The organism is Petrotoga olearia DSM 13574 (assembly GCF_002895525.1).
In the GTDB taxonomy this organism is placed as follows: Bacteria; Thermotogota; Thermotogae; order Petrotogales; family Petrotogaceae; genus Petrotoga; species Petrotoga olearia.
In genome coordinates this window covers 186,002-209,053 of record NZ_AZRL01000004.1, presented here as the reverse complement: position 1 = coordinate 209,053, position 23,052 = coordinate 186,002, and the positions used below count along the sequence as shown (strand labels likewise).

Genomic DNA, 23,052 nt, shown 5'->3' with positions numbered 1-23,052 from the left:
TCGATTTTGTAGTTTTATTTGATGGCATTTTTATCTATCTTTGAATCCTACCTGTGGAATCTCCTTTTGTTAGAGTTTTCACTTCTTCTAATGTAACGTGGTTAAAATCTCCGATTATAGAATGCTTCAGACATGAGGCAGCTGTAGCAAATTCTATTACTTCTTGATGAGGATAATTGTTTATTAAAGCGTATATTAACCCACCGGCAAAGGAATCTCCTCCCCCTACTCTATCAACTATGAGGATTTGATATTTTTTGGAGCAATAAAATTTGCTGCCATCATAATATAGACCTGCCCAACCATTATCAAAAGCAGAAAAGCTTTCTCTGAGTGTTATAGCGATTCCTTTCAAATCAAACCTTTCAGAAATTTGTTTGGCTAAATTTTTATAACCGTCTAATTGTAGATTTCCTTGGGATACATCAGAATCTTTAGCTTTTATATTAAATACCTTTTCAGCAGCTTCCTCATTCGCTATAAGTACATCGACATATTTCATAAGTTCTGACATCACTTCGTTGGCTTTTTCAGATGACCACAGTTTTTTCCGATAATTTAAATCACAACTAACAATAATTCCTTTGTTTTTTGCTGTTTTCACCGCATCCAGGCATGCTTGTGCCGCATTCTCGCTCACTGCAGGTGTTATCCCTGTAAAATGAAACCACTTTGCCTCATCTAAAATCTTATCCCATGGGTATTCTGTAGTTTGAGATTCTGCAAAAGATGAGTATTTTCTATCATAAATGACTAAAGAAGGTCTTTGAGATGCTCCAAATTCATGAAAATAAATACCTAATCTTTCTCCGCCTTGAATTATATAATCAGTTTTTACCCCATATCTCCTTAGGTGATTTATTGCCGATTGCCCTATCGGGTTGTCTGGAACTTTTGTCACAAAATAAACATTTTCTCCATAATTGGCAAGAGAAGCAGCAACGTTGGCTTCAGCACCACCGTAAGTTACATCAAAAGAATCTGTTTGAACAAATCTAAAATACTTTGGAGGAGAAAGCCTCATCATAATTTCACCAAAAGTAACAATTTTATTAGCCATTACAATATCTCCTTTCAAATATATTTTGTATTCTTAAAAATTATCTTGCCATTGCTATAGCTTCAACAAATTTTTTAGCTGTTTCCTGGACAAGTTCATAGTCTCCCGACTTTGCGCCTTTTGTCAATTCTCCTCCAACGCCAACTGCGGCACAGCCGGCCTTTATCCAATCTCCTACATTTTCGAGACTAACACCGCCTGTAGGGACTATCGGTGCTTGAGGAAGAGGTCCTTTAATTGCTTTGACTATTGAAGGACCAAAAGCACTACCTGGAAAGAATTTAACAAAATCAGCACCAACTTCCATAGCTTCTACCACTTCTTTTATTGACATTGCCCCAGCCATAGAAACTTTTTGATACCTATTGCATATTTTTACCATCTCTTTGTTTAGATATGGACTTACAAAAAATTCGGCTCCAGCTAACATAGCAATTCTCGTTGTTTCTGGATCAAGAACAGTTCCCGCACCTATAAGAATTTCTCCTTTTGAATATTCCTTTTTCAGCTCCTTGATAACATCATTCGCTCCTGGAACAGTCATCGTAATCTCAATAGCCTCGATGCCACCTTTTTTAACAGCGTCGGCAATTTTCAATGCTTCTTCAGGAGAATCAGCTCTTACTACAGCAATTATTCCAACATTTATAATTTGCTCCATCACTTTTAATTTATCCATGGAATCCTCCTCATTCGTATTATTTTAGTGACTTCAGAAACTCTAAAACATGCATTTTAACTAACTTTTAATACCTTCAATATTATACTTTTACCTCCTCACTGTATAATTTATTTGATACCACATTTTTATTATCTCGTAAGGAGGTCATTCAATTGTCATTATGCGGTAACGCTTCTCAATTGAATACACGTATGTTCAAAAAATTATAAAGAATACTATCGTTTTACTTTAGAAGCAGCTTTCGGTGTTAAAGACCTTTCTGATTTTAATTGGGAACCGTTGAGTACTTTTATACCTATTGGAAATTCTTCCTGATCATTTTAGATTATTTAATTATTTGTTAGTAGTTCGTTTTATCTACCGACACTTTCTGATAGAACAGCTAATATTATCGTTTTCCAATTTTACGACGATATAGCGGTATGCCCAATTTTCATCATCTCTTGGATAAAGTTCTAAAGTTTCTGGATTTTTAAAAAGCAAATGTGGGCCTCTACTCTCTTTCCTTTCACACATAGATTTCAACAAAACTCGAGAAAGCAAACGAATATTGCATGTTTCCAAATAATCTTTTAGGTTTTTACTTGAGTTGAGTATTTCTTTGTTAGAGATATTAGATACAACATCAAAAGTTTCTAATAATTTTTTCTCTGATCTGATAACAGAAGCATTTTCACTCATAAGCGTCCTAATTTCTTCTCTTATAATGTTTTTCTTACCAGTTTCATCAGGGAATTTTACATTTTCTATTTGGAGATTTTTCATTTCTTCATCGCTTAATTCTGAAATATTAACTTGAGAAGAATAAAGGGCTGCATTTTGTCCTGCTATCTTTCCAAAAACTTGTGTGTCGAGTAATGAATTTCCACCGGGCCTATTTGCACCATGTTGACCACCAGCAGCTTCTCCGCAAGCATAAAGTCCCTTTATATTGGTCTCAGCTCTTTCATTTATCTTTATGCCTCCTTGGAAATGTTGGATTGCAGGAAATATTTCTATTTTCTTTTCGGTATCGATGTCGAGCCCCTTTGTTTTTAGTAATGCACATACTTCTTTATTTATACTTTTTAATCTCTTTAAAGGATTAGAATAAAATTTTTGATCAAATAAATTCACGTTAATTTCTTGTTTGTACCAATTTATAATTTCTTCAGGAATTGAACCTTTTGAGAAAAATTCTGGATTGGAAGTATAATCCAAGAAAATCCTTCGAGCGTACAAAATTTCCTTTGCTACGGCTACATCGATTATATGAGATTCTTCGTCGTATGATAATGGCCAACTCCATCCTTTGGAGAAAAGAATAGATATTAATTTTTTTGGATCGTATTTATTTTTATAATATTTAAGTATTATATCTTCTCCTAGATCGTTAGTTATCTTAGGTAAAGCTCTCATGAAACTGCCTGAACAAGCAATTTTAGTTTTTTTTGATGACAATCCTATTTGAATAAATTCCATATTTACAAGTTCTGCTCCACATCGTAGGGCTGCGGCATGACAATCCCCCGTGGATTCTCCAGGGAATAAACTTTCAGAATAGACTTGTCCTGGACCTCCACAAGCTAATATTATAGAAGGGGTTTCAAAGAAAAAATATTCATTAGTAACCGTATTGATTCCCCAACCACCTTTAACTTTGTTCTCTTCATCCAACAAAATATCTTGAAACATAACATTTTCTATAACTTCGATTTTTTGTTTATCAACTTCTTTTGAAAGAATTCGAGCTATTTGAACAGCGGTATCAGGTCCAGTAAAACATGCTCTGGCGTATTTAGATCCATCGGTTCTAAATTGTTTAACCTTTCCATTCTCCTTAACAAAAGGAACGCCTAGTTTATCCAGGTACTCAAAGGCATCTTTTGAGTTTTTTGCTAAAACTTCAGCTAAAATTTTGTCGGATACCATTCCACCAATTTTAAAAATATCTTCGGCATGATATTTCCATGAATCTTCAGTTCCAGGCTCAGTAGTATCCAAGGTAGCATGGAAAGCCATTCGATCAGAGTAAGAAGTGGCTGTAATACTATCTTTTAACCTTTCTCCTTTTGTTACCACTTTTACATTCAAATATTTATTTGTTTCTTTTACGCTTAAAGCTGCTCTTAATCCTGCTCCTCCGGCTCCAACCACTATAACATCTGATTTTATTTTTTTCACTAAATCACCTCTTTGATTTATTTTTTCTCAGGATTACCATGTATGGCTTTAAATAAACATCTTTGTCTCTTATTACACAGCCAGTTATTTTTTGATTAGCTTTTAATTCAGCACATCTATTACACGTTATACAGGATTTATTTTCTTCCATATTGTTATTTTCAATTATATCTTTTGCAAAATCTGGATAAGCAAAAGCCATTCTTCCTAATCCAACTATTTTACAGTATCCTTTTTCAACCATTCCTGCTGCCACAAATGGTACAAAATGCCTAAACCAACTTAATCCTGTACCAACCACAATAATATCTCTAAATTTTTCCTGCACATTTTTTGAGAATTTTATCAATCTTTCTACTCCAATTAATGGGTGTTCAGGTGGCGTATATTTTTTCGCTTCACCATCCGCAGGTCTATTAATATGTGGATTTATATATGGGCTTCCAGCAGTTACATTTATTAGTTTTACCCCTTTTTCTCTTAATTCTTCAATTAATTTCAGAGGTTCAGATAAATCTGCTTCACCTTTTTTATTTGTTCCCCAACTTATTGGGTAATGCAAAAAATCAGAAATATTTAATCTTACAGCTATATCTATTCCTACTTCTTTATTTATTGAATCTACTACTTCTTTAATGAATCGGGTTCTATTTTCATATTTACCCCCGAATATACCTTTTCGGGTACGGGCTCCAAGAATTTCAGATAGTAAGTATCTGTGACAGCTTTTTATATCTATAGCATCAAATCCGGCTTCTTTAGCTAGTTTTGAGGCTTCTACATAAAAATTTTCCAATTCCTCAAGCTCTTGATCGGTTATTAACGAGCTATTATAATTTACATTGGATAATTTATCTAATTTTTCGTCGTGGATTGCAATAATTTTATTTTCCCCGAAACGCCCAGAATGAGCTAATTGCAAAACTAAGTAAGGGACTTGATTTCCAATTTTCACAGACTCGTCTTTTATTTTTTTTACTAAAGCAGAAAATTCATTGACTGTTTCATGATTTAAAAACAATTGTTTGTCATTTGCTCTTGCTTCTTTACTCACCGCTGTCGCTTCAAACCATATTAAACCTGCTTTGCCTCTTGCATATCTAAGATATCTTCTTTCTGTTAACTCACTTGGAGCTCCATTTAATTTAGCGTCACATCCTTCCATAGGATGTATTGCTAATTTATTAGGTATTACTTTTCCATTTAACTCTAAATTTCCCTTAAGTATTTCTAGGTTATCGGAAAAAGGAATGTCTAAATTCCTTTCCTTTATGGCTTCTTTTAATTCATCTATATCAGTGTGTGTATTCATCAATTTCACAAGACCCCCTCAAGGTGTATTTTTTCAGTACTTCAAACCACCAGCTGACAAACCTTTCATAAACAAATTCTGGAACAATAAAAAGATTATTAATGTCGGAATTATAGCAAGGACTGAAAACGCTAAAATTTCATTCCAGGGAATTCCATATTGGCCTTGTAAAGCTGATAAAGCTAATTGTATAGTAAATTTATCGCCAGAATTAATTACTATCAATGGTAGGACGAAATCATTCCATCTCCATGTAAAAGAAAAGATCGAAATTGCCGCAATTAAGGGTCTTGACATGGGTAGGACAATTTTAAAAAATATCTGCCATTCATTTGCACCATCAACTTGAGCACTCTCAAGAAATTCGTTAGGTAAATCTTTCATATATTGATAAGCAGTAAAAGAAGCAGTTGGAGTAAACACTGCTGGAATTATTAAACCCCATAAAGAATCGATCAAACCAAGTTGTTTTATAACCACAAACAAGGGGACCATTATCACTTGGGCAGTGATAAAAAGGGTTATGGTAACCATTTCTAGAAAGAAATTTTTATATTTAAACGTTCCTTTGGCTAAACCATATCCTAAAGAAACGGAAATAAATACAGTAATAATTGTAGATACGATAGCTACAAATAGAGTATTAGCTACATATCTTGGAAACTGGCTTTCATAGATCACATTTTTATACCCTTCAAGGGAAATTTCTTGAGGAAAAATAGTTGGAGGATACCTGTATATTTCGTTCATACTTTTTAAAGAAGATGAAACAGTCCAAAATATCGGTATCATGAATAAAATTGCTAGAATGATTACTATTACTTTTCTCATATTTTACCCCCCTCCAAATCTCTTTCTTGAACTTTACTAACAACATAGGCAATAACCAAGCTAATTAAAAGAATAACTATTGATCCAGCAGAAGAATAACCTATTCTAAAATCTGTAAAAGCTTTTTGGTATATATATAAAGGAGCAACAGTAGTAGCATAACCCGGACCACCCGTCGTCATAATGTAAGCAATTGTAAAGTTTCTAAAACAATTAGCAATGGTTAGAGTTATAACTGAAATATGAGTGTTTCTTAATAGAGGCAAAGTAATAAACCAAAATTTTTGGAAGTTTGAAGCTCCGTCAATTGATGCCGCTTCATAAAATTCTTCCGGGACAGCTTGTAAACCCACTATGTATAACATCATCATGAATCCACTAAGTACCCAAGCTTGTACGATTACTACACTCAACAAAGCTAAAGTAGGATTTTCTAACCAACTAACTGGATTGAATCCTAGTTGGTTTAAAATATGATTAACTAAACCAAAATCTCTACTAAGAAGCCATTTCCACATGGTCCCTCCTGCTACCATAGGGATCATATAAGGCCAGTAAAAGAAAATCCTCATAACTTTCGAAAATCTATTTTCTTCTTGAAGTAAAAGTCCTAAAATTAGTGAAGTTACAAAAACTATAGGAAGAGTAAAAAAAGTATACTTCAAAGTCACAACAATTGAATTCCAAAACCACTTGTCTTGTATTAAGCCTTTAAAATTTTCTAATCCTACAAATGATGGAGAGTTTAAAAGATCCCACGAGAAAAAGGCTAAAATTATCATTAAAATGATTGGTAATAAGTAGAATAAAAAATGAAAAACAAAAGAGGGAACAATAAAGACAAACCTATTTTTTACTATATCTATCTTTTTCACAAAATCACCTCACTGGCAAATTCATCAAAGTTAAATATATATTAACGTTTTAAAGAAGCAGGCCTGTTAAAAAACAGGCCCACTAAAGAAGCTTAAAAGATTAATATAAAGTTAATATTTACTGTGTCTTTACTCTTTTAGCTTCTGTTTTCCAATGTTCGATCATTTCTTCTGCAGTCATTTGACCAGTGATCCCTAAAGAAATATCTTTTCTAATTGTATCGGTTAATCTACTCCACACTTCATTTGCCCTAACTTCTGTGGTCCATGCAGGTGCTCTTTCTGCAAGAACTAGATGTACTTCTGCCCATTCTTCTAAAAGTGGTTCACCATAATCAATTATATGACCTTTATAAGCACTTAGATCTCTACTTCTTTTGATATATTCTGTGTAACCTTCATCTTTATTTGCCATCCACATTACAAATTCAGTTGCTGCCTTTTCCTTTTTGACATTTCCTGTTTTTGGGGCTGCTAAGAATCCACCACCAGAGGTTCCAAACCAATCTCCGATAAGTGGAAGATACGCAGGAGATACTTCATCCTGTTTTCCAGCATTAAAGGACTCTCTTGCCATCCAACTACCTGCCCAATCAGCCGCTGTTATTCCCCCAAAGAAATCATGAGTATGAGACTGCCCTGAAAGCCATTCTGCTGGGGGAACTAATCCTTCTTTGAATAAATTAACATACTCATCTATAGCTTTTTCTGCATGTTCATACTGATCCATAACAAAATTTCCCTCTTCATCAACTATCTTGATGTTCCACAAAGCAAGGTAACTAAAGAATTTGTCAGCAGAATATTCTATAGACATTGCATAAGGAATTTGGTTTACTTCTTTTACTTTTTTTAAAATTTCTTTGAATTCTTCCCAAGTCCAAGGTTCTTCTCTTCCATAGGGTGGATATTCGATTCCAGCTTTTTCAAACATGGCCTTATTTACCCATAGTGAATATGTGGTAAAATGGAGAGGTACTGCATGAACAACTTCACCTTCTCCAAGGTAAACTTTTACAACATCATACGTGGAGTCTTTGTATTCTTGAGGAGCCAGCCCTAAATTCTTTTCAATATCTGGTCCTAAGTCTCTTAAATATGGTGTCATTTGTGGCAAATAAGTTGCAGTAGTTTCTAAAAGGTCTGGTGGATTTCCACCTAAGAAAATGAGAGACATCTTTTGCATGTAATTGGCATATGGAAAAGCCACAACTTCTATTTCTACATCTGGATGTTCTTGTTGATAAACCTTAACAACCTCTCTGAGGACTCTAGCTTTGCTTTCATCAGATGCGTACATCGTAAGTTCTACCGCACAAGCAAACTCAGCAAACAAAAGAAACAACATTACTACGAACATTAATCCTTTTTTCATCATTCTCAACCTCCTCATATTTATAATTTATACGGTCTTTAGAAACTCTAAAAATGCACTTTAACAATCTTTCAATAGTTGCGGTATCAAATGCTCACCTCCTCTCAGTAAAATGTTATGTCATCTTTAGAAACTCCTAAATGCACATCCACGTCGCCTATCACGTTCTAAAACTTATTTAAGAAACATTTTAAGATATTTTTTATTATTTTTTCAAACAAGCTCCCCAATAATTCGTAAAAATGAATTCTTTTTTCCCTCGTTATAGATGGTTTAGACTTAGACGGTCGATATACATACAGTTTAGATCATCCAATTATTCTTTTTTCATTTTTTAAACTTAAGTTACGTTTTATCGTCTTTTCTTAAATCATTTACCTCAAGTAAGTAGTTTTAGAACCGAACTTTTATAATTTTCCTGCTCCTGCTTCGTTCATAACGATTGCAGGAACAGACATTGTTGGATCAATTCTTCTAACTAATACAGGTTCCCAATCAACTGAAGAGACTAATTTATCATCGACGTTAACATCATTATGAGCTTTCAAGATATTCGCATAAAATGGTTCACTGGAAGGATACAAAACTACATTACCCTCTTCATATATATTGTTTCCTTTCCATCTTTTTATTATGCTTGACACGTTTACACTCCATGGTATATCGAAGTAATTATTTTGAGCATATATTTGGGATTCCACTCCAACTCCCCAAGCATAGTCAAAATGATAGGGGGAATGAGGATTGATTTTGTAGTAATTGTTGTATACATGAACTTGGCCGAATCGTACCCTTGGTAATCGTTGTGTAACGTTTTCAAATAGATTATGGTGAAGAGTGACTCTCAAATGTCCTCTATCTTGTGTACGGCTATCGCTAGAACCAATAAGCATAGTTTTATCATGGTTATAGAAAATATTATAAGAAATTGTTATTAAATCAGCTTCATTTTTTATGTCTAACAATCCATCATGTTGTTGAAATAGTCTTCCAAAATATACAGGTAATTCACTATCTAAATATTCACCATCACTGAATGTACAGTGATCCACCCACACATTTTTAGAATTTTCTATTGTTAAGCAATCATATTCTGAGTTCCATTCTCCAAGTTCACCATCCGTGGGGTCCCAGGCAGGGAAATAATCGATAGGGCTTTCAAACGTAATATTTCTAATAATTATATTATTAACTCCTTTAACTTGCAAAGCAGCACCAGCTATTTTCGCATTGCCCCCGACGCCTATTATAGTAGTATTTGAACCAACGTAAATTATAATATCTTCTGCTTGATTTTCTTGAGATCTTGCTCTGGCTTCTTCTAATGGTCCAGCAACTTCCTTCTTCCCCCAATTTTCAGGTGAATATTCTTCCAGATATCTGTCAAAATCAAATTCGGGGTCCTTATATTTTTCATAAGATTCACTGATTTGGATTGTTCCTTCAATAAAGATTATCTTAGGAGTGTCGTTGTATCGGTTTTCTTTATTATTTCCTCCTAAGGCTTGTATTAATTCTTCTTTTGTCCTTACAAGGTAAACGTTATCTTTTGTTGCACTCGAACCTCCGGTAGTTCCGTTGCCAAAAGCCCCCCAACCGTCATTTTCAGCAAGTACTTCTCTGCCTAGGCGCAGAAGCGGAGAGTTTTCTTCAATAATAACTTCACCTGCAAAAGAAATTACTGACAAACACATTAAAACTAGTAATAATACTTTTTTCATCATTCTCAGCCTCCCGTTATTTATAATTTACCGTCTTTAAAAACTCCAATGCATTTACCAACTCACGCTTGTAAGAAAACAGATTTTTTAGTTGTCTCACTTCTCTCCCTGAATTTTTATTCACTATTTGAGATTCTTTTTTACTAATTTTTCGAAAAGTAAGACATTTTATCGTATTCTCAAACCCTCCTAAGAACCACCTATCCTTTTAAAAATTCCCCTTTTTCTAAAATATCTAATATATATATATTTTGCTTTTCAAATCATAAAAATATAACTTTTTCTTCGTCGGCAGATTGAAGGGCTTTTAAACATATCCTTGTTACTTCAAAAGAATCTTCAGCGGTGACCATACACTTTCCTTTCTTCTCTATCTCGCTTAAAAAATCTAGAAATATGCTTTTTTCTTGTTCTAACGGTAGTTCACAAATCCCAGGCACTTCATTATCGATTAAATATACTTTATTATGTATTATTTCGATTATTCCTTTTGTGCCTACAACCCTTAATCTATCATCATCATGTGTAGGAGCATTGTTAGGTCTGTAGTAATCTATCGATAATGAAGCAAAAATTTCATTTTCAAGTTCAAAGTGGCATAATGCACTTGTCTCTAAATCCTCATAGTTATTATTGTATTTTTTCGAATGAGCTGCATATACAGAAATAAAATTTACTCCTGTAAACCACCGGATCCAATCAATCCCGTGACTTCCAACCCATGGAATAGTGCCTCCATAAGTTTCTCTATATTTATAAAATGGCTCTCTTTGTCCAAGTTTATAAGATTTTTGAGCATTGAGAAGTCTTATTTCTCCTACAACACCTTTTTTTAAATAATTATAAGCTGTTAAAAACCATGGTTTGTACCTTATACCGAACATAGCTGTGAAAGAACATTGACTTTTTAAGTAAGCTTCCTTTAATAAATCAAGATCTTCAAAATTTGTGGCTACAGGTTTTTCTGTAAAAACATTAATCTTTCTGTTTAAAGCTTCAGTTGAAGCTTTAGCTAAATCACCAAAAAAACAGTTAATGATGGCTACATCTGGGTTGGTTTCATCGAACATTTTTTTGTAATCTTCATATATTTTTGGTTTATATCCTAAGTCTTCTATTTCTTTACGTAATTTGTCTATGTTTTCTCCATTGGAACCAGGAGCAATTCCAACAACATTTATGTTCAGATTATGATAAAGTCTTAAGGGCGTTACAACATAATGATAATGGCCACTTGAACCTACAAAGCATAACTTCATATTAAAGACCCCCTAAGCATCTTTTTTCAAAAATGGGTTGAAAGACTTATATTCTTTCACTTTTATTTCTTTTGTTGCACGAGCCCATGTTATTCCTAAATCTGAAAAAAGCACTTTCTTTTCAAAGGCTTCATCTATTATTTCATCAATATTATTTAAAACAGTTTTATATTCATTTTCTTCTTCATATTCTTTTATGAAATTTTTTGGTATAGGAACAATTTTTTCAGCCGAATCGTAGGCACCATTTACAGCTACTACAAATGGTCGTGAATTTTTTGGTGTGGAATATAATTCATCTATAATACCCAAATGCTTTTTAGCTACAATTCTAAAGACTTCTAAATGAGGGTCTATTCCTTCATTATCAAATTCTATTTTTTCCCCATTATTTAAATATATGGTTGTTTTTTCAGAAAAATCCCAATAGGCTTTCCCTTTTGTTCCTTCGATTACCATATAGGGGTCTAATTTTTTATTTGAAGCATGAGTTACATAGAAATGTATCTTTGTACCATTAATTGCTTTAGCTTCTATACATGAAGTATCTTCTGTTTCAATGTAAGTGTGAGCTCTATATAATTCAGCTCTCACAGTTTCAAGATCAATTGATTCGTTCATACTAGGACCTATTAAGTAAAGCATATTATTTAAGTAATGGGCTAAAGCGTTATTTATAGGTCCATCTAATATAATATGTCCGTTGCATATACTTTTACCGGCCCATTCATTTCTGGTATAATATGAACGAAATCTTGGCCATATAGCTTTACAACTGATTTCTTTAATTTGTCCTAATTTTCCTTGCGAAATAATTTCTTTCAACTTTCTAATAGATCTCGAATGAATCATATGAAAGCCTATCGAACAAAACTTTCCCGTTTCTTTCTCTGCTTCTATAATTTTATCTACTTCTTGAACTGTAGCAGCTGGAGGTTTTTCTAATAGAACATTATATCCGTATTTCATAGCTTTTATTGCCATTTCGCTATGAGTATGAATAGCAGTCGGTAGCGTGATTACATCCACAAAATCTCGAGCGTTTTTTAAAAGGTCATCATAGGAATAGAAAATCTCTATTCCTTCTTTTTTAAATTTTTTCTCAAGGTCAAAATTTTTCCTTCTATCTTCTACCACTATTCCTGCTAATTTGATTTTTCCCTCATTTTCTAATTGTTTTATAAACTTGATATGTTCTGCTGCAAAGTTTCTAATTCCTACTACTGCAAAATAAACTTTATTCATACACTTTTCTCCTTACTTAATATATTTTTACTATCTATAGAAATCCTATAAAACACTCATTTTTTAACCATTTTTTAATAACTTCTAGTATTTAAGAAAACCAACAACTTTACTGTTTATAATGAGATTAGTTCTTTTCACTGATTATTAAACCCTAGCTATTATTATTTATTCTAAAAAGAAAGTACTTTCTGTTTCATATCTCAAATTTGTTTTTCACTGCGTTATTCTTATTTAAAAGAGCTAGAAAGTTTTTTAAATTTTAAATGTAGAAATACTCCATTAATACCAATCAATAGTAGCGTTTATATACTGATCATTGAGCTTTACATTTTCAAAACAAATATTTTTAACGTTCTCTAAAATAATTGGATTATCACTTTCTACATTCTTGATTATGATATTTTTCAGTACAACATCCTGCAGCGGGAACCCCTTTGGTGCATGTGACTCAAATACCGTTTCTACATTTTTTACAGTAATATTCTCGAATACAATATTCTTATAAATACTTGGATAGTAACCACCTAATTCACCTGGATAGTTCATTTGAAACCAGAAAAGACGTTCAAATGTATCAATTTCCATATTGCGGACTCGAATGTTTTCAACCATACCTCCACGATCAAGATTAGACTTGAATCTGAATGCTGAAGTTCCATTTCTTAAAATATTATCAGTAAAGAACACATTACGAATACCACCAGACATTTCACTACCAAGTGCAACTCCATCTTCGCCGCCCATATTATTTCGAAAAACTACAATATTTTCACTAGGTATTCCAACCTGTCGGCCATCATAATCACGCCCTGACTTAACAACAACTGAATCATCTCCTGTTTGGAACTTTGATTTTTCCACAACAACATATGAGCTTGATTCAATATCAATTCCATCGTTATTTGCGTTATGGGTATCTACATTAATCCCACTGACAATTGCATGATTAGTGTAATTTAAATGATTAACCCAAAAGGGAGAATTCACTACTGTATAATCTTTTAGTAAAACACGTTCTGCATCATAAAATTGAATCATACATGGTCTAAGAAAACGGCCTTCACCGAAAATACGTTTTTCTACGGGTATTCCTTCAGCCCCCATTTGACGCAAAAGAGCTACGTCTGAATCATGTTTATCTATAAAAGATAAAAATTCACTATCCTTGTTTCCATCAATTACACCTTTACCTGTAATTGCTACATCATGAACATTTCTTGCATAAATTAATGGTGAATAATTATATAATCTAGTTCCTTCATATTTAGTAAGAACCACAGGTAAATAATCCTTGGCATATGGACTAAATAAAAGATGCGCACCCTCCGCTGCATGTAATTCAATATTACTTTTTAAATAAATGGGGCCTTTACAATACCAGTCCCCCACTGGTATAACCACACGTCCACCTCCATTGTTACTTGCTGCATCAATAGCTTTTATAATAGCAGGGCGAGCATCTGTAACACCATCATTTACTGCACGAAAATCTGTTATAAAAAAATTTTTTTCAGGGATTGTTGGTCTTTGTACTGATTGAATAATTTCTGAAGCCATATTCCAATCATTCTGCGTATCTAAGGTATTTATCACTTTAAATGAAGATAAAGAGTAAATCATAATAAAATCACCAAAAAACTTTTCATTTTTAATTTCTCCTCTGCTTAAATTTAGAATGTCTGTAAAAGTATAAGAACGCACATTTTTTACTTTTTTAATGCTTTCGGATATTTAGGAAAATCAATAATTTTACTTTTGAGTTGAAGATACTCATTTTCTTATTATGAAAGTAACTTTCTTATTTTCAAACCAAAAAAATTATAATAAAATAACACCTACTTGTCAAATCCGATTTTAACCAATTAGGAGCATTTATTGGCAATTATTTAAGATTAGGTAATAAATACTCCTTTTTTCTTAGTTTTTATGTTTTTATTTTGTTTCTTCAACTTTAAGTTCTTTAACATGTTTTTCTATATGGTGCGCAACGTTTTCATGGTATTCATTTTGGTATTTTGTAAGGATCTCAAAAAACTTTTTTCTGAAATCGTATTGAGGGTTCAAAACGAACATGTATGAAACATGCAGTGTCTGCCTTGCATCTGGGTTTTGTAGGTATTCTGTTGGAGATAAGTCTTTTGGAACAGAGAATGGGTCACAGGAAAGATGGTAGTATTTGTCCATCTCTTCTCTTTTATCAAGGCATGTTTGCCAGATTTTTTTAAAGAATTCAGGATCTTTTTGCGCTATAACCTTAATAGCTTCAAGGTAGCTGGTTCCAGATGTTTTTAGGTGGTAATTTCCTTGAGTAACTTCACCTATTATGGGATAAATAGAGAATTTATCGCTACCAGAATGAATGGAAAGTCTGTATCCAAAATATTTGGCTATTTTGTCTTGTTTGATAAGAGACTTTTTAAACTCTTGTATATTTCCTATATAGTCAATACCTTTTTGAAACTCCCCGGGGAAACGTGGGGCTAATGTATCTATTTTTACTCCTTCATCGTAGATATATTTAGAGATCAAAAAATGTGTCTTTTCGTCTGTTGGAACATCTGTCTCGTCAACTGAAACTTCAAAAGATACCTCTTTTTTATTCACCTTCGGGAATTTGTTCCATACATCTATGACTCTTTCGATAACGCCACCATAAATTGAAACGATTTTATTCAACTCGTTTTTATCTGAATATTCTATGGGCATATCGTTTACAAAGAAGCTTTTGTTATAAAATTGATCAAATATGCTTTCTTTTACAGAAGAATCTTTATTCATATGTTCTGAACAATCCAAAGTCAACATTGTAATTCCTGAATCTAAAGCATACTGAATCTCCTCATCGCTTTTCAAATGATCTCCATCAAATCCACTGTTTCCAACATAATTTTCTTCAACAAGTGCGTTTAGTACATCTTTTCTTACGTCTCTGAACGTTCTTCCTGTAAAGTTTAATTCCCTAATGCTTTGTTGTGCGAAAACAGGAAAGAAGTTGTATTTTTTTGCAACTTTTATATGACCTGGGGTTGCAATCCCTATTCTATCTCCAAGACCTATAGAAATTCCTTTCTTCGGTAATATTGTAAACATTTAAATTTTCCTCCTCATGGTATTAATTCTTCTCTTACATATTTTTCGAAGGCATAAGTTGCAGCTCCACAAGCTGTTAGATATTCACCTATAGAAGAAACTTCAACGTTTACGTCTTTGTTTGCGTAAAATATATTCTGGTTGTAACTTTCTTCTGTGGAGTCTTTAAGAAATTCCCACCCATTTGACACACCACCTGCTATATAGACCTTTTCTGGATTTAAAATATTGACTAAAGTGGCAATGCCAATTCCTAAATATTTTCCAGCTCTTTCAAACGCTTTTATAGCTTTTTCATCACCTTTTTTGGCTAATTCATATACCAACCTTGATTCACAACTTCCTTCACACTCTAAATTTTTCCCGGATATTTCTTCGTAATTTCTAACAATCGCCTTACTGGAACTTTCTGTTTCCAAACAACCTTTTTTACCACAGTTACACTTTCTACCTTCAGGGTTAACCGTGACATGGCCTAACTCTCCTGCAGCGTTCTTGTAACCCCTCAATATCTTTCCGTTACTTACTATCCCTACTCCTATACCTGGACCAATGTTGATTATACAAAAATCTTTCTCTTTGTGGGAATTGTTAGAAATTAAGCTTCGTGCCATCATTATTGTGTTATGATCCACGTAAGCTGGTAGATTGAATTCTTTTTTCATAACCTTTTTAACTTCAAAGTTCGATATATCAATATTATGGGATCTTATAACCTCTCCTTTTTCGGGATCTATATAACCAGGAAAAGCCATCCCTATACCTATTATGTTGAATTCTTTTTTAACTATTTTTATATTTTCATAAATCTGTTTCAACAATTTATCGTTCTTCTCCGATACGAATCTTTTGGAATATAAGATATCCCCTTTACCGTTCGAGACAATAACTCTTGAATATGCAGAGCCCACGTCATATCCAATAAACAAGAAGTCGTCGTAGTTTATATCAAGCAAAATACCCTTTTTCCCAACACGAGAAACATCCTCACTTCCAACTTCTTTCAATACCTTTTTATGAATTAAAAGGTTCGTAATATAACTCACAGTTGAAGGCATGAGGTGTGTTTCTCTTGCAATTTCGGCTCTCGTCATAGGCCCTTTAATTCTTAATGATTGAAAAATAAGTGCGGCATTGTTTTCTTTTAAAGAAGATAAGGATGCTTTTTTCATCGAATAGTACCTCCGAGTTCAATAATTTTTCTCTAAATTTTTTTGAAGAACAACCTTTTTGGTCTGAAATAACTAAGATCTCTCACCAAATCAAACGCTTCCCTGATAGGTATTTGACCTTTTTCTACCATTTCACCCACAACGTTAGATAACTCTCTTCTGAACATCTCTGTTCGTGAACCATAGGATATTAACTTTCTTGAATCTGTTACCCAACCTGCTAAGTCGCTAAGAAGGTCTACAGTAGCTATATATTTCAAATACATCTCCATTCCAAAAGGGCTGTCGTTGAACCACCAAGGTGCTCCTAGACTAACGTTTGGGAAAGCCCTTGCTATTGTGGCAACGGTTGGAAATAGCGAAGGGTCCAAACAGTACAAAACAACTTTCAATTTTTCATCAAATTGGTTTAAAAAGTATCTTAACCCATTTGCCAAGTCAACGTTGCTGGTTGAAATATCCCCTCCAGTATCTGGCCCCAAAGTATTATACAACTTGTCTCTATAATCTCGCACAGCACCAATATGTAATTGCATAACCCAATTACTCTCAGCGTTCATCTTACCAAATTCATAAAATACAAAGGATTTAAAGTCTGAAATTTCTTGTTTCGTTATCTCTTTTTTTGAAAATGCTTTTTCATATACTTCTTTTACCCTTTCCTTTTCAACTGGGTATGAAATGGGTTCAAATATCCCATGATCGCTCGACACTCCACCAAGTTCTTCAAATTTTTTGTGAGTCTTGTAAAGAGCATTTAAGAACCCTTCAAAACGTTCAACATTTTCTTTTGTTATTTCTCCTAGCTTTTCTACAAAATCTTTCCAATTTTCTTTTTCAATGTTCATAGCTTTGTCTGGTCTCCAAGTGGGAAGAATCTTTATTCCCTCAATATCTTTAGCTTTTTCATGGTATGAGAGATCCTCTGTTGGATCATTTGTGGTACACATTATTTCTACGTTCATTTCTTTTAATAATCGTTGAGGTTTCATACTTTCACTTTTTAGTAATAAAGAAGTATCTTGCCATATCTTTTCAGCTGTATACTTTGAAATGATATCCTCTATTTTAAACCTTCTTTTTAGATCGAGGTGTATCCATTCGTATGTAGGATTGCCAACGAACCCAGTGAAAACTTCAGCCAATGCCATCCACTTTTCCTTATTTGAAGCATTTCCGGTTATTTTTTCTTCGGGGATTCCTCTCTTTCTCATTAATTCCCAAACATAATGATCTGTTGCTCCTTCAACTTGCCAGATGTCATCCCAACCTTTGTCCTCAACGATCTCTTTCACATCCCCGTGATTGTGAGCATCTAAGATAGGGAGATCTTTAATTGAATTATACAACATCTTCGAAGTGTTGTTTTGTAGTAAATAATTTTCGTCTAAAAAAGACATTTTTCTAACCTCCATCATTCTAAGTTAAATACAATCTGCTTTAGCTCCCCTTCGCTCAAATGTTAAGGGGTAAACCCCTTAAGATCCCCAAGTTCAAAATCAAAGTTTATTTTAAGAAAACTTTTTTGCACAAATCAGCAAAAGTGCTCCCCCCTGTAACTCTTTTAAAATCAAAATCTAATTTTTGAATATTATTTTATTTCTAAAGTTACTATTAAACTCGTTATTAACTTCTATAATGTTCCTTCATTTCCTTGTTAAATGGTAGATCGAATATCTCATCCCACAACTTAGGAATATCATCATAATTTTTGGTTCTTGGATCTCTTACTAAAACTTCTTCTAAGATATTTCTATCTCCCGTTATAAAGGCTTCTAACGCCATTTCCATTCTTGTGATTCTAGGAATTATATAGTAATTTTTAATCTTTTCTGGTAGATCTGGCTGTATCTTTTCAGGAAATATTCCATTTTTGTTAACTTTTATAGGCACTTCTACAACTACATCGTTAGGAATGTTTTTTATCGTTCCATTATTCAAAACATTCAGGAATAATCTTGCTTCAACATCATTAGTTAAAGCGTTTATAAAAGGCACTTGTTGTTCGCCACTCATTTTTTCTTTCGGGAACTCTTCAGGCCAGTATTCTGTTATTTTGATACTTGGATCTTTCGAAACTTGAATTATCAATCTTTTTATTTGACGTAGTTCTTCATAGAACTTCGGCCTTTCAACTTCGTTGTCTATTGCCCCGAACTTTCCATACCATTTCTTTTTTGCTTGTAAACTATGATGATGTTTCCAAGTGCTGTTTCTAGTTGTGTCTCCTATGGGTAATAATCCATAGAATTTGTACATATCAATAACTGCCGGAGCTAAATGGGTATCCCAAGGATCTTTTGGTTCCCAATTGTTTGATTCTTCTTCTATCCATTTGTCTAAGATTTGGTAACCATCTTCGTCTTTGTATAGAAATCTGTTCAACCATATTCCATGGTTTACTCCAGCTACCTGCCAATCAGTTTCTTTTTCTTCTAATCCTAAAGTTTTTAGAACTTCATGGACACCACCAACCCCATGACAAAAGCCTACTACTTTTACGTTGGTCAGCCTTTTAATCAATTGTGTAATTTCAAAAACAGGGTTAGCGGTTTGTATAAGCCATGCATTTGGACATATTTTTTCAATCGATTTGGCTATATCGAGTGATAATTTCATATGGTTGTAGTTTGTGAATGTATAATAATCCGATACCATGTTGAACTCTTGACTATCTATTCCTCTGTAGTAACCATATTTTTCTGCAACATTTCTCATGATTTCATAACTTACATAACCATCTTCATGGCCCGGTGCTCTGTATAATGCCGTGTTTATAACAAAGTCTGCATCTTTTAAAGATTCTTCACGATTGGTAGTTTTCTCAAATTTAAGATTTCCACCTATTTCTTCTGTATATCTTTTAGCAAGGTTATCTACGGCATTTAACCGTTCTTCGTCTATGTCGATGAAAGAGATTAAACTTCCATTTAATTCCTTCGTTTTTGCTAAATCACCTACTAATTTCACTGTGTATCTGACACTACCTGCTCCTATAAAAGAAATTTTAATGGACATGTTTTTTGGCTCCTTTAATTAATTCATTCTAAAATCGAATTTATTCGTATCCATTTTAAATTAAAATAAACAAAATGTCAAACTTGATTTTACTTGATTATAGTCAATATAATCCAATTAAATACAAATATTTTTGATTACGTTGATTTTTCTCATTTTTTCTAAAGATTTGAAAAGTAGAGTATAATTAAAAATAAGAGGTGATCGAGGTGAGATTTTTAATCTCGTTGATTGTGAGTTATCTTATCGGTTCGATACCGACGATGGCTCCAATAGCTGCCTTTTTCATGTGGCTCGTTAATTTATAATTTATAAAAATTCCCCTGCAGATTTTTTGCAGGGGAAGTTGAACAGGGAGAATTTTAGAAATTTTCATTTAGTGGGGTTTGAAATTCCTCGGGAGTACCTTCTTCAGTGGGAGTTCGTGGTTCGTTAGGGATACTTTCAGTGGGTTGTGGAATCTGCATTTCTCCTTCTGGAGAAATTATTTCACCGTTAGATGGATCCACTTTTACTGTTAAGTCGGAGAGTTCGACTGTGTAAACTGGGTTACCTGTTTCGTCAAATTCTATTTTTGCTGATTGAAACATATTTTCGGGATAGGCGCTTACAACAGTTTTGACTGCTTCCTCTAAAGGTATGTTTACCATAGATAAGAGGTTCAAAGTTTCTTCAGATGGAGTTTGCCCTTCCTCCGTAGACAATATTTCTCCGGTTTGTTTGTCCACTTGAACTTCTGTTCCATCGTCAAATTTGAAAGTGTAAGTGCCTTTATCTTTACCGAAAAGTCCTTTATCAGAGGTTATAGAAATTAGGGTTCCTTCCGGTATTGTAGCTTTGACCGTTTGTATTAGTTGATCTATTGGAACTCCCACTAATTCTCCTTGTTCTTCTGATGTTACAGGTGGTTGTTCAGGTAACTGAGCAAACACGAATCCACTAATTAGAAAAGTCACAATAATCAGCGTTCCTAATAGTCTTTTGGTCATCTCTTTCACCTCCTTGTTTTGGTATTCCCTTCCCTCCATCCTTTACACTATTAGTCTATAATTCAGGAATGAAATTCCTATGAGAGTGAACTTAACTTAAGCTGAAAGTTTTATAGTAAAAAAATGAATGATTAAAAAGTTATTTTTTTCATAAAAGTTTAATTTGAATGTCAGAAAATTAGTTGTGATAGAATATTAATTATAGAGGTGAATAGTATGAAAATTCTTGTTGTTGAAGATGAAGAAAAACTTGCAAATATAATAAAAAGAGGACTTACGGAAGAAGGATACTGTATTGATGTTGTTTATGACGGAGAAGAAGCGGAAAACTATGCAAAATATTCTTCATACGATTTGATAATTTTAGATATAATGCTACCAAAAAAAGATGGAATAACCGTTTGTCAAAATTTAAGAAAAGAAAACATCAATACCCCAATATTGATGCTAACAGCAAAAGATAGTGTGGGAGACAGAGTTAAGGGTTTAGATTCCGGAGCAGATGATTATTTGATAAAACCTTTTGATTTCGATGAATTATTTGCAAGGGTTAGATCTTTGCTAAGAAGAGAAAGTTTTACTCGAAACCCAATTCTTAAAGTTGGAGATTTAACTTTAAACACCTTAACAAGGGAAGTTTGGATGGGGGAGAAAAAATTGAAATTAACCCCAAAGGAATACAATATCTTGGAGTATTTTATGAGAAACCCAAAAATAGTAGTTACCAGAACTATTCTTGAGGAAAAAATGTGGGATATCGACTTTGAAGGGAATTCAAACGTTATAGACGTATATATAAGAAGATTGAGAAAGAAAATTGGTGATAAAGAAGGTAAAATTTTAGAAACTGTTAGAGGAGCTGGTTACAGGTTAACGGTATCTTAAGCTTTTTTAAGAGCATAAAATTCAAATTGACCGTTTGGTACTTGCTAATCATGGCCATTTTGCTTTTAGTATTTGGGCTGAGCTCTTATTATGCTTTGAGCTATAGCCTTTATGATAACATTGATAATTTTTTGTTGACAAGAATGGAGGATTTTAAAGGAGTATTGGAAAAAGCAGTGAATGTTGAAGATATTGAAAATATAAAAGCCTTGCCAAACGAAATGATTTTCATTTATAGTGACAATGGTAGTTTATTACGATTTTATGGTTATCTTATAAAAATACCCGATATTCAGGGGAAAGTACAAAAAGCCAACTCTGGCGAAACATTTTTTTTCAATTTAACCACTGATTTCAATTGGAATACTAGATTTTATGTTTCAACCGCAAAACTAAAAGAAAATTCGAATGTTGTTATAATCATTGGAAGATTTACAAATGAAATAGAGAATGTTTTGGCTCGTTTGAAAATGATTTTGATATCGACTGGCGTTTTGGTGATGATTCTTGCGGGGATAGGGGGATTTTTTTATGCCGATAGTTCTCTTCGACCTGTTGAAAAAATTATAGATACGGCAAAAAATATCGAGGAAAATAATTTGAATGAAAGGATAAAAGTAAAGTCACAAGATGAGTTAGGAAGGCTAGCCTCCACATTGAATCAAATGATTTCTAGACTTGAAAAAGCCTTTGATCAACAGAAACAATTCACCGCAGATGTTTCTCATGATTTGAGAACGCCACTTTCTGTAATTCAAGCTGAAAGTAGTTTATCTTTGAAAAAAGACAGATCGGTAGAAGAGTATAAAAAATCTTTAGAGTCGATCTTAGAAGAAACTTCTTATATGTCAGAAATCATAGATAAATTGCTTTTTTTAGCTAGGAGTGATAACAAAACTCAATTTTACAATTTTACGAAAACTAATTTGAAATCTTTGTTGGAGGAAGTCATAAAAAAAGTAAGTCCTTTGTACCACAACAAAGGACTTACTTTGCAAGTTGAAAAATTGGAAGACTTAAATATCAGGGCAGATAAAGATAAATTAAAAGAAGCAATCATAAACATTTTAGATAATTCTTTAAAGTACACGGATAAAGGAAAAGTTACTATTTCTTGTATTAAAATTGGTAATTTTGCTAAAATATCAATAAAAGACACCGGTAGAGGTATTCCCCAAGAAGATTTACATAGTATATTCGATCGTTTCTATAGAGTAGATAAAGCAAGGACAAGCAGTGAAAAAAGTACTGGCTTGGGGCTTGCAATTGTTAAAGAGATCGTTAATGCTCATGATGGAAGAATAGAAGTGAAGAGTGAAGTTGGAAAAGGAACCGTGTTTTCTTTGTTTTTACCTGTTGAAAAATAAGGGCC

Annotated in this window: 18 protein-coding genes; 2 read left to right on the top strand and 16 right to left on the bottom strand. The window is 33.3% G+C overall.

Annotation, left to right across the window (positions count from 1 at the left end; all coding sequences use genetic code 11):
- Nucleotides 1–34: 34 nt before the first annotated feature.
- The 16 genes from X929_RS02795 to X929_RS02720 form a co-directional block, all read right to left on the bottom strand.
- On the bottom strand, nucleotides 35–1,060 hold the full coding sequence (locus X929_RS02795) for a sugar kinase (protein WP_103066514.1): 1,026 nt from the start codon (nucleotides 1,058–1,060) through the stop codon (nucleotides 35–37).
- Nucleotides 1,061–1,100: 40 nt separating this feature from the next.
- Nucleotides 1,101–1,739 (bottom strand): bifunctional 2-keto-4-hydroxyglutarate aldolase/2-keto-3-deoxy-6-phosphogluconate aldolase, encoded by a 639-nt coding sequence (locus tag X929_RS02790; RefSeq protein ID WP_103066513.1) that lies wholly within the window; start codon nucleotides 1,737–1,739, stop codon nucleotides 1,101–1,103.
- A 360-nt stretch (nucleotides 1,740–2,099) separates the two neighbouring features.
- The gene (locus X929_RS02785; protein WP_103066512.1) at nucleotides 2,100–3,905 is read right to left on the bottom strand and encodes an FAD-binding protein; all 1,806 of its coding nucleotides are present in this window, start codon (nucleotides 3,903–3,905) and stop codon (nucleotides 2,100–2,102) included.
- Nucleotides 3,906–3,909: 4 nt separating this feature from the next.
- On the bottom strand, nucleotides 3,910–5,217 hold the full coding sequence (locus tag X929_RS02780) for an oxidoreductase (protein WP_103066564.1): 1,308 nt from the start codon (nucleotides 5,215–5,217) through the stop codon (nucleotides 3,910–3,912).
- A 33-nt stretch (nucleotides 5,218–5,250) separates the two neighbouring features.
- Nucleotides 5,251–6,048 (bottom strand): carbohydrate ABC transporter permease, encoded by a 798-nt coding sequence (locus X929_RS02775; RefSeq protein WP_103066511.1) that lies wholly within the window; start codon nucleotides 6,046–6,048, stop codon nucleotides 5,251–5,253.
- Nucleotides 6,045–6,923 (bottom strand): carbohydrate ABC transporter permease, encoded by an 879-nt coding sequence (locus tag X929_RS02770; RefSeq protein ID WP_211286719.1) that lies wholly within the window; start codon nucleotides 6,921–6,923, stop codon nucleotides 6,045–6,047. Before X929_RS02770 ends, X929_RS02775 begins: the two co-directional genes overlap by 4 nt.
- A gap of 118 nt (nucleotides 6,924–7,041) precedes the next feature.
- Nucleotides 7,042–8,301, bottom strand: coding sequence for an ABC transporter substrate-binding protein (locus X929_RS02765; RefSeq protein WP_169924920.1), 1,260 nt, complete (start codon nucleotides 8,299–8,301; stop codon nucleotides 7,042–7,044).
- Nucleotides 8,302–8,705: 404 nt separating this feature from the next.
- Entirely contained in the window at nucleotides 8,706–10,022 is a 1,317-nt protein-coding gene (locus X929_RS02760) for a pectate lyase family protein (protein ID WP_211286718.1), read from the bottom strand.
- Nucleotides 10,023–10,282: 260 nt separating this feature from the next.
- On the bottom strand, nucleotides 10,283–11,278 hold the full coding sequence (locus tag X929_RS02755; protein WP_103066508.1) for a Gfo/Idh/MocA family protein: 996 nt from the start codon (nucleotides 11,276–11,278) through the stop codon (nucleotides 10,283–10,285).
- A gap of 12 nt (nucleotides 11,279–11,290) precedes the next feature.
- A complete protein-coding gene (locus tag X929_RS02750) occupies nucleotides 11,291–12,523 on the bottom strand; it encodes a Gfo/Idh/MocA family protein (protein ID WP_103066507.1) in 1,233 nt (410 codons plus the stop codon).
- Nucleotides 12,524–12,805: 282 nt separating this feature from the next.
- Nucleotides 12,806–14,227 (bottom strand): glycoside hydrolase family 28 protein, encoded by a 1,422-nt coding sequence (locus tag X929_RS02745; RefSeq protein ID WP_146255764.1) that lies wholly within the window; start codon nucleotides 14,225–14,227, stop codon nucleotides 12,806–12,808.
- A 231-nt stretch (nucleotides 14,228–14,458) separates the two neighbouring features.
- Nucleotides 14,459–15,616, bottom strand: a complete 1,158-nt coding sequence (locus X929_RS02740; RefSeq protein WP_103066505.1) for a tagaturonate epimerase family protein — start codon at nucleotides 15,614–15,616, stop codon at nucleotides 14,459–14,461.
- A gap of 14 nt (nucleotides 15,617–15,630) precedes the next feature.
- Nucleotides 15,631–16,788: an ROK family transcriptional regulator gene (locus X929_RS02735; RefSeq protein ID WP_103066504.1), complete on the bottom strand. Its 1,158-nt coding sequence runs from the start codon at nucleotides 16,786–16,788 to the stop codon at nucleotides 15,631–15,633.
- Nucleotides 16,789–16,820: 32 nt separating this feature from the next.
- Complete coding sequence (uxaC, locus tag X929_RS02730) at nucleotides 16,821–18,188, bottom strand: glucuronate isomerase (RefSeq protein WP_103066503.1); 1,368 nt, start codon at nucleotides 18,186–18,188, stop codon at nucleotides 16,821–16,823.
- Between the two features lie 226 nt (nucleotides 18,189–18,414).
- Nucleotides 18,415–19,806: an alpha-glucosidase AglA gene (gene aglA / locus X929_RS02725; RefSeq protein WP_103066502.1), complete on the bottom strand. Its 1,392-nt coding sequence runs from the start codon at nucleotides 19,804–19,806 to the stop codon at nucleotides 18,415–18,417.
- A 362-nt stretch (nucleotides 19,807–20,168) separates the two neighbouring features.
- Nucleotides 20,169–20,795, bottom strand: coding sequence for a PepSY domain-containing protein (locus X929_RS02720; RefSeq protein ID WP_169924919.1), 627 nt, complete (start codon nucleotides 20,793–20,795; stop codon nucleotides 20,169–20,171).
- A gap of 216 nt (nucleotides 20,796–21,011) precedes the next feature.
- On the opposite strand from X929_RS02720, the gene X929_RS02715 reads away from it, so the two are divergent.
- Both X929_RS02715 and X929_RS02710 read left to right on the top strand, forming a co-directional pair.
- The gene (locus tag X929_RS02715; protein ID WP_103066500.1) at nucleotides 21,012–21,680 is read left to right on the top strand and encodes a response regulator transcription factor; all 669 of its coding nucleotides are present in this window, start codon (nucleotides 21,012–21,014) and stop codon (nucleotides 21,678–21,680) included.
- Nucleotides 21,681–21,730: 50 nt separating this feature from the next.
- Nucleotides 21,731–23,047, top strand: coding sequence for a sensor histidine kinase (locus X929_RS02710; protein ID WP_146255763.1), 1,317 nt, complete (start codon nucleotides 21,731–21,733; stop codon nucleotides 23,045–23,047).
- Nucleotides 23,048–23,052: the final 5 nt, after the last annotated feature.

Bases quoted from the DNA above. Each gene is read 5' to 3' on its own strand.
- X929_RS02795 (WP_103066514.1), bottom strand. From the start codon at position 1,060: ATGGCTAATAAAATTGTTACTTTTGGTGAAATTATGATGAGGCTTTCT.
- X929_RS02790 (WP_103066513.1), bottom strand. From the start codon at position 1,739: ATGGATAAATTAAAAGTGATGGAGCAAATTATAAATGTTGGAATAATT.
- X929_RS02780 (WP_103066564.1), bottom strand. From the start codon at position 5,217: ATGAATACACACACTGATATAGATGAATTAAAAGAAGCCATAAAGGAA.
- X929_RS02775 (WP_103066511.1), bottom strand. From the start codon at position 6,048: ATGAGAAAAGTAATAGTAATCATTCTAGCAATTTTATTCATGATACCG.
- X929_RS02765 (WP_169924920.1), bottom strand. From the start codon at position 8,301: ATGATGAAAAAAGGATTAATGTTCGTAGTAATGTTGTTTCTTTTGTTT.
- X929_RS02760 (WP_211286718.1), bottom strand. From the start codon at position 10,022: ATGATGAAAAAAGTATTATTACTAGTTTTAATGTGTTTGTCAGTAATT.
- X929_RS02755 (WP_103066508.1), bottom strand. From the start codon at position 11,278: ATGAAGTTATGCTTTGTAGGTTCAAGTGGCCATTATCATTATGTTGTA.
- X929_RS02750 (WP_103066507.1), bottom strand. From the start codon at position 12,523: ATGAATAAAGTTTATTTTGCAGTAGTAGGAATTAGAAACTTTGCAGCA.
- X929_RS02740 (WP_103066505.1), bottom strand. From the start codon at position 15,616: ATGTTTACAATATTACCGAAGAAAGGAATTTCTATAGGTCTTGGAGAT.
- X929_RS02735 (WP_103066504.1), bottom strand. From the start codon at position 16,788: ATGAAAAAAGCATCCTTATCTTCTTTAAAAGAAAACAATGCCGCACTT.
- uxaC (WP_103066503.1), bottom strand. From the start codon at position 18,188: ATGTCTTTTTTAGACGAAAATTATTTACTACAAAACAACACTTCGAAG.
- aglA (WP_103066502.1), bottom strand. From the start codon at position 19,806: ATGTCCATTAAAATTTCTTTTATAGGAGCAGGTAGTGTCAGATACACA.
- X929_RS02720 (WP_169924919.1), bottom strand. From the start codon at position 20,795: ATGACCAAAAGACTATTAGGAACGCTGATTATTGTGACTTTTCTAATT.
- X929_RS02715 (WP_103066500.1), top strand. From the start codon at position 21,012: ATGAAAATTCTTGTTGTTGAAGATGAAGAAAAACTTGCAAATATAATA.
- X929_RS02710 (WP_146255763.1), top strand. From the start codon at position 21,731: ATGGCCATTTTGCTTTTAGTATTTGGGCTGAGCTCTTATTATGCTTTG.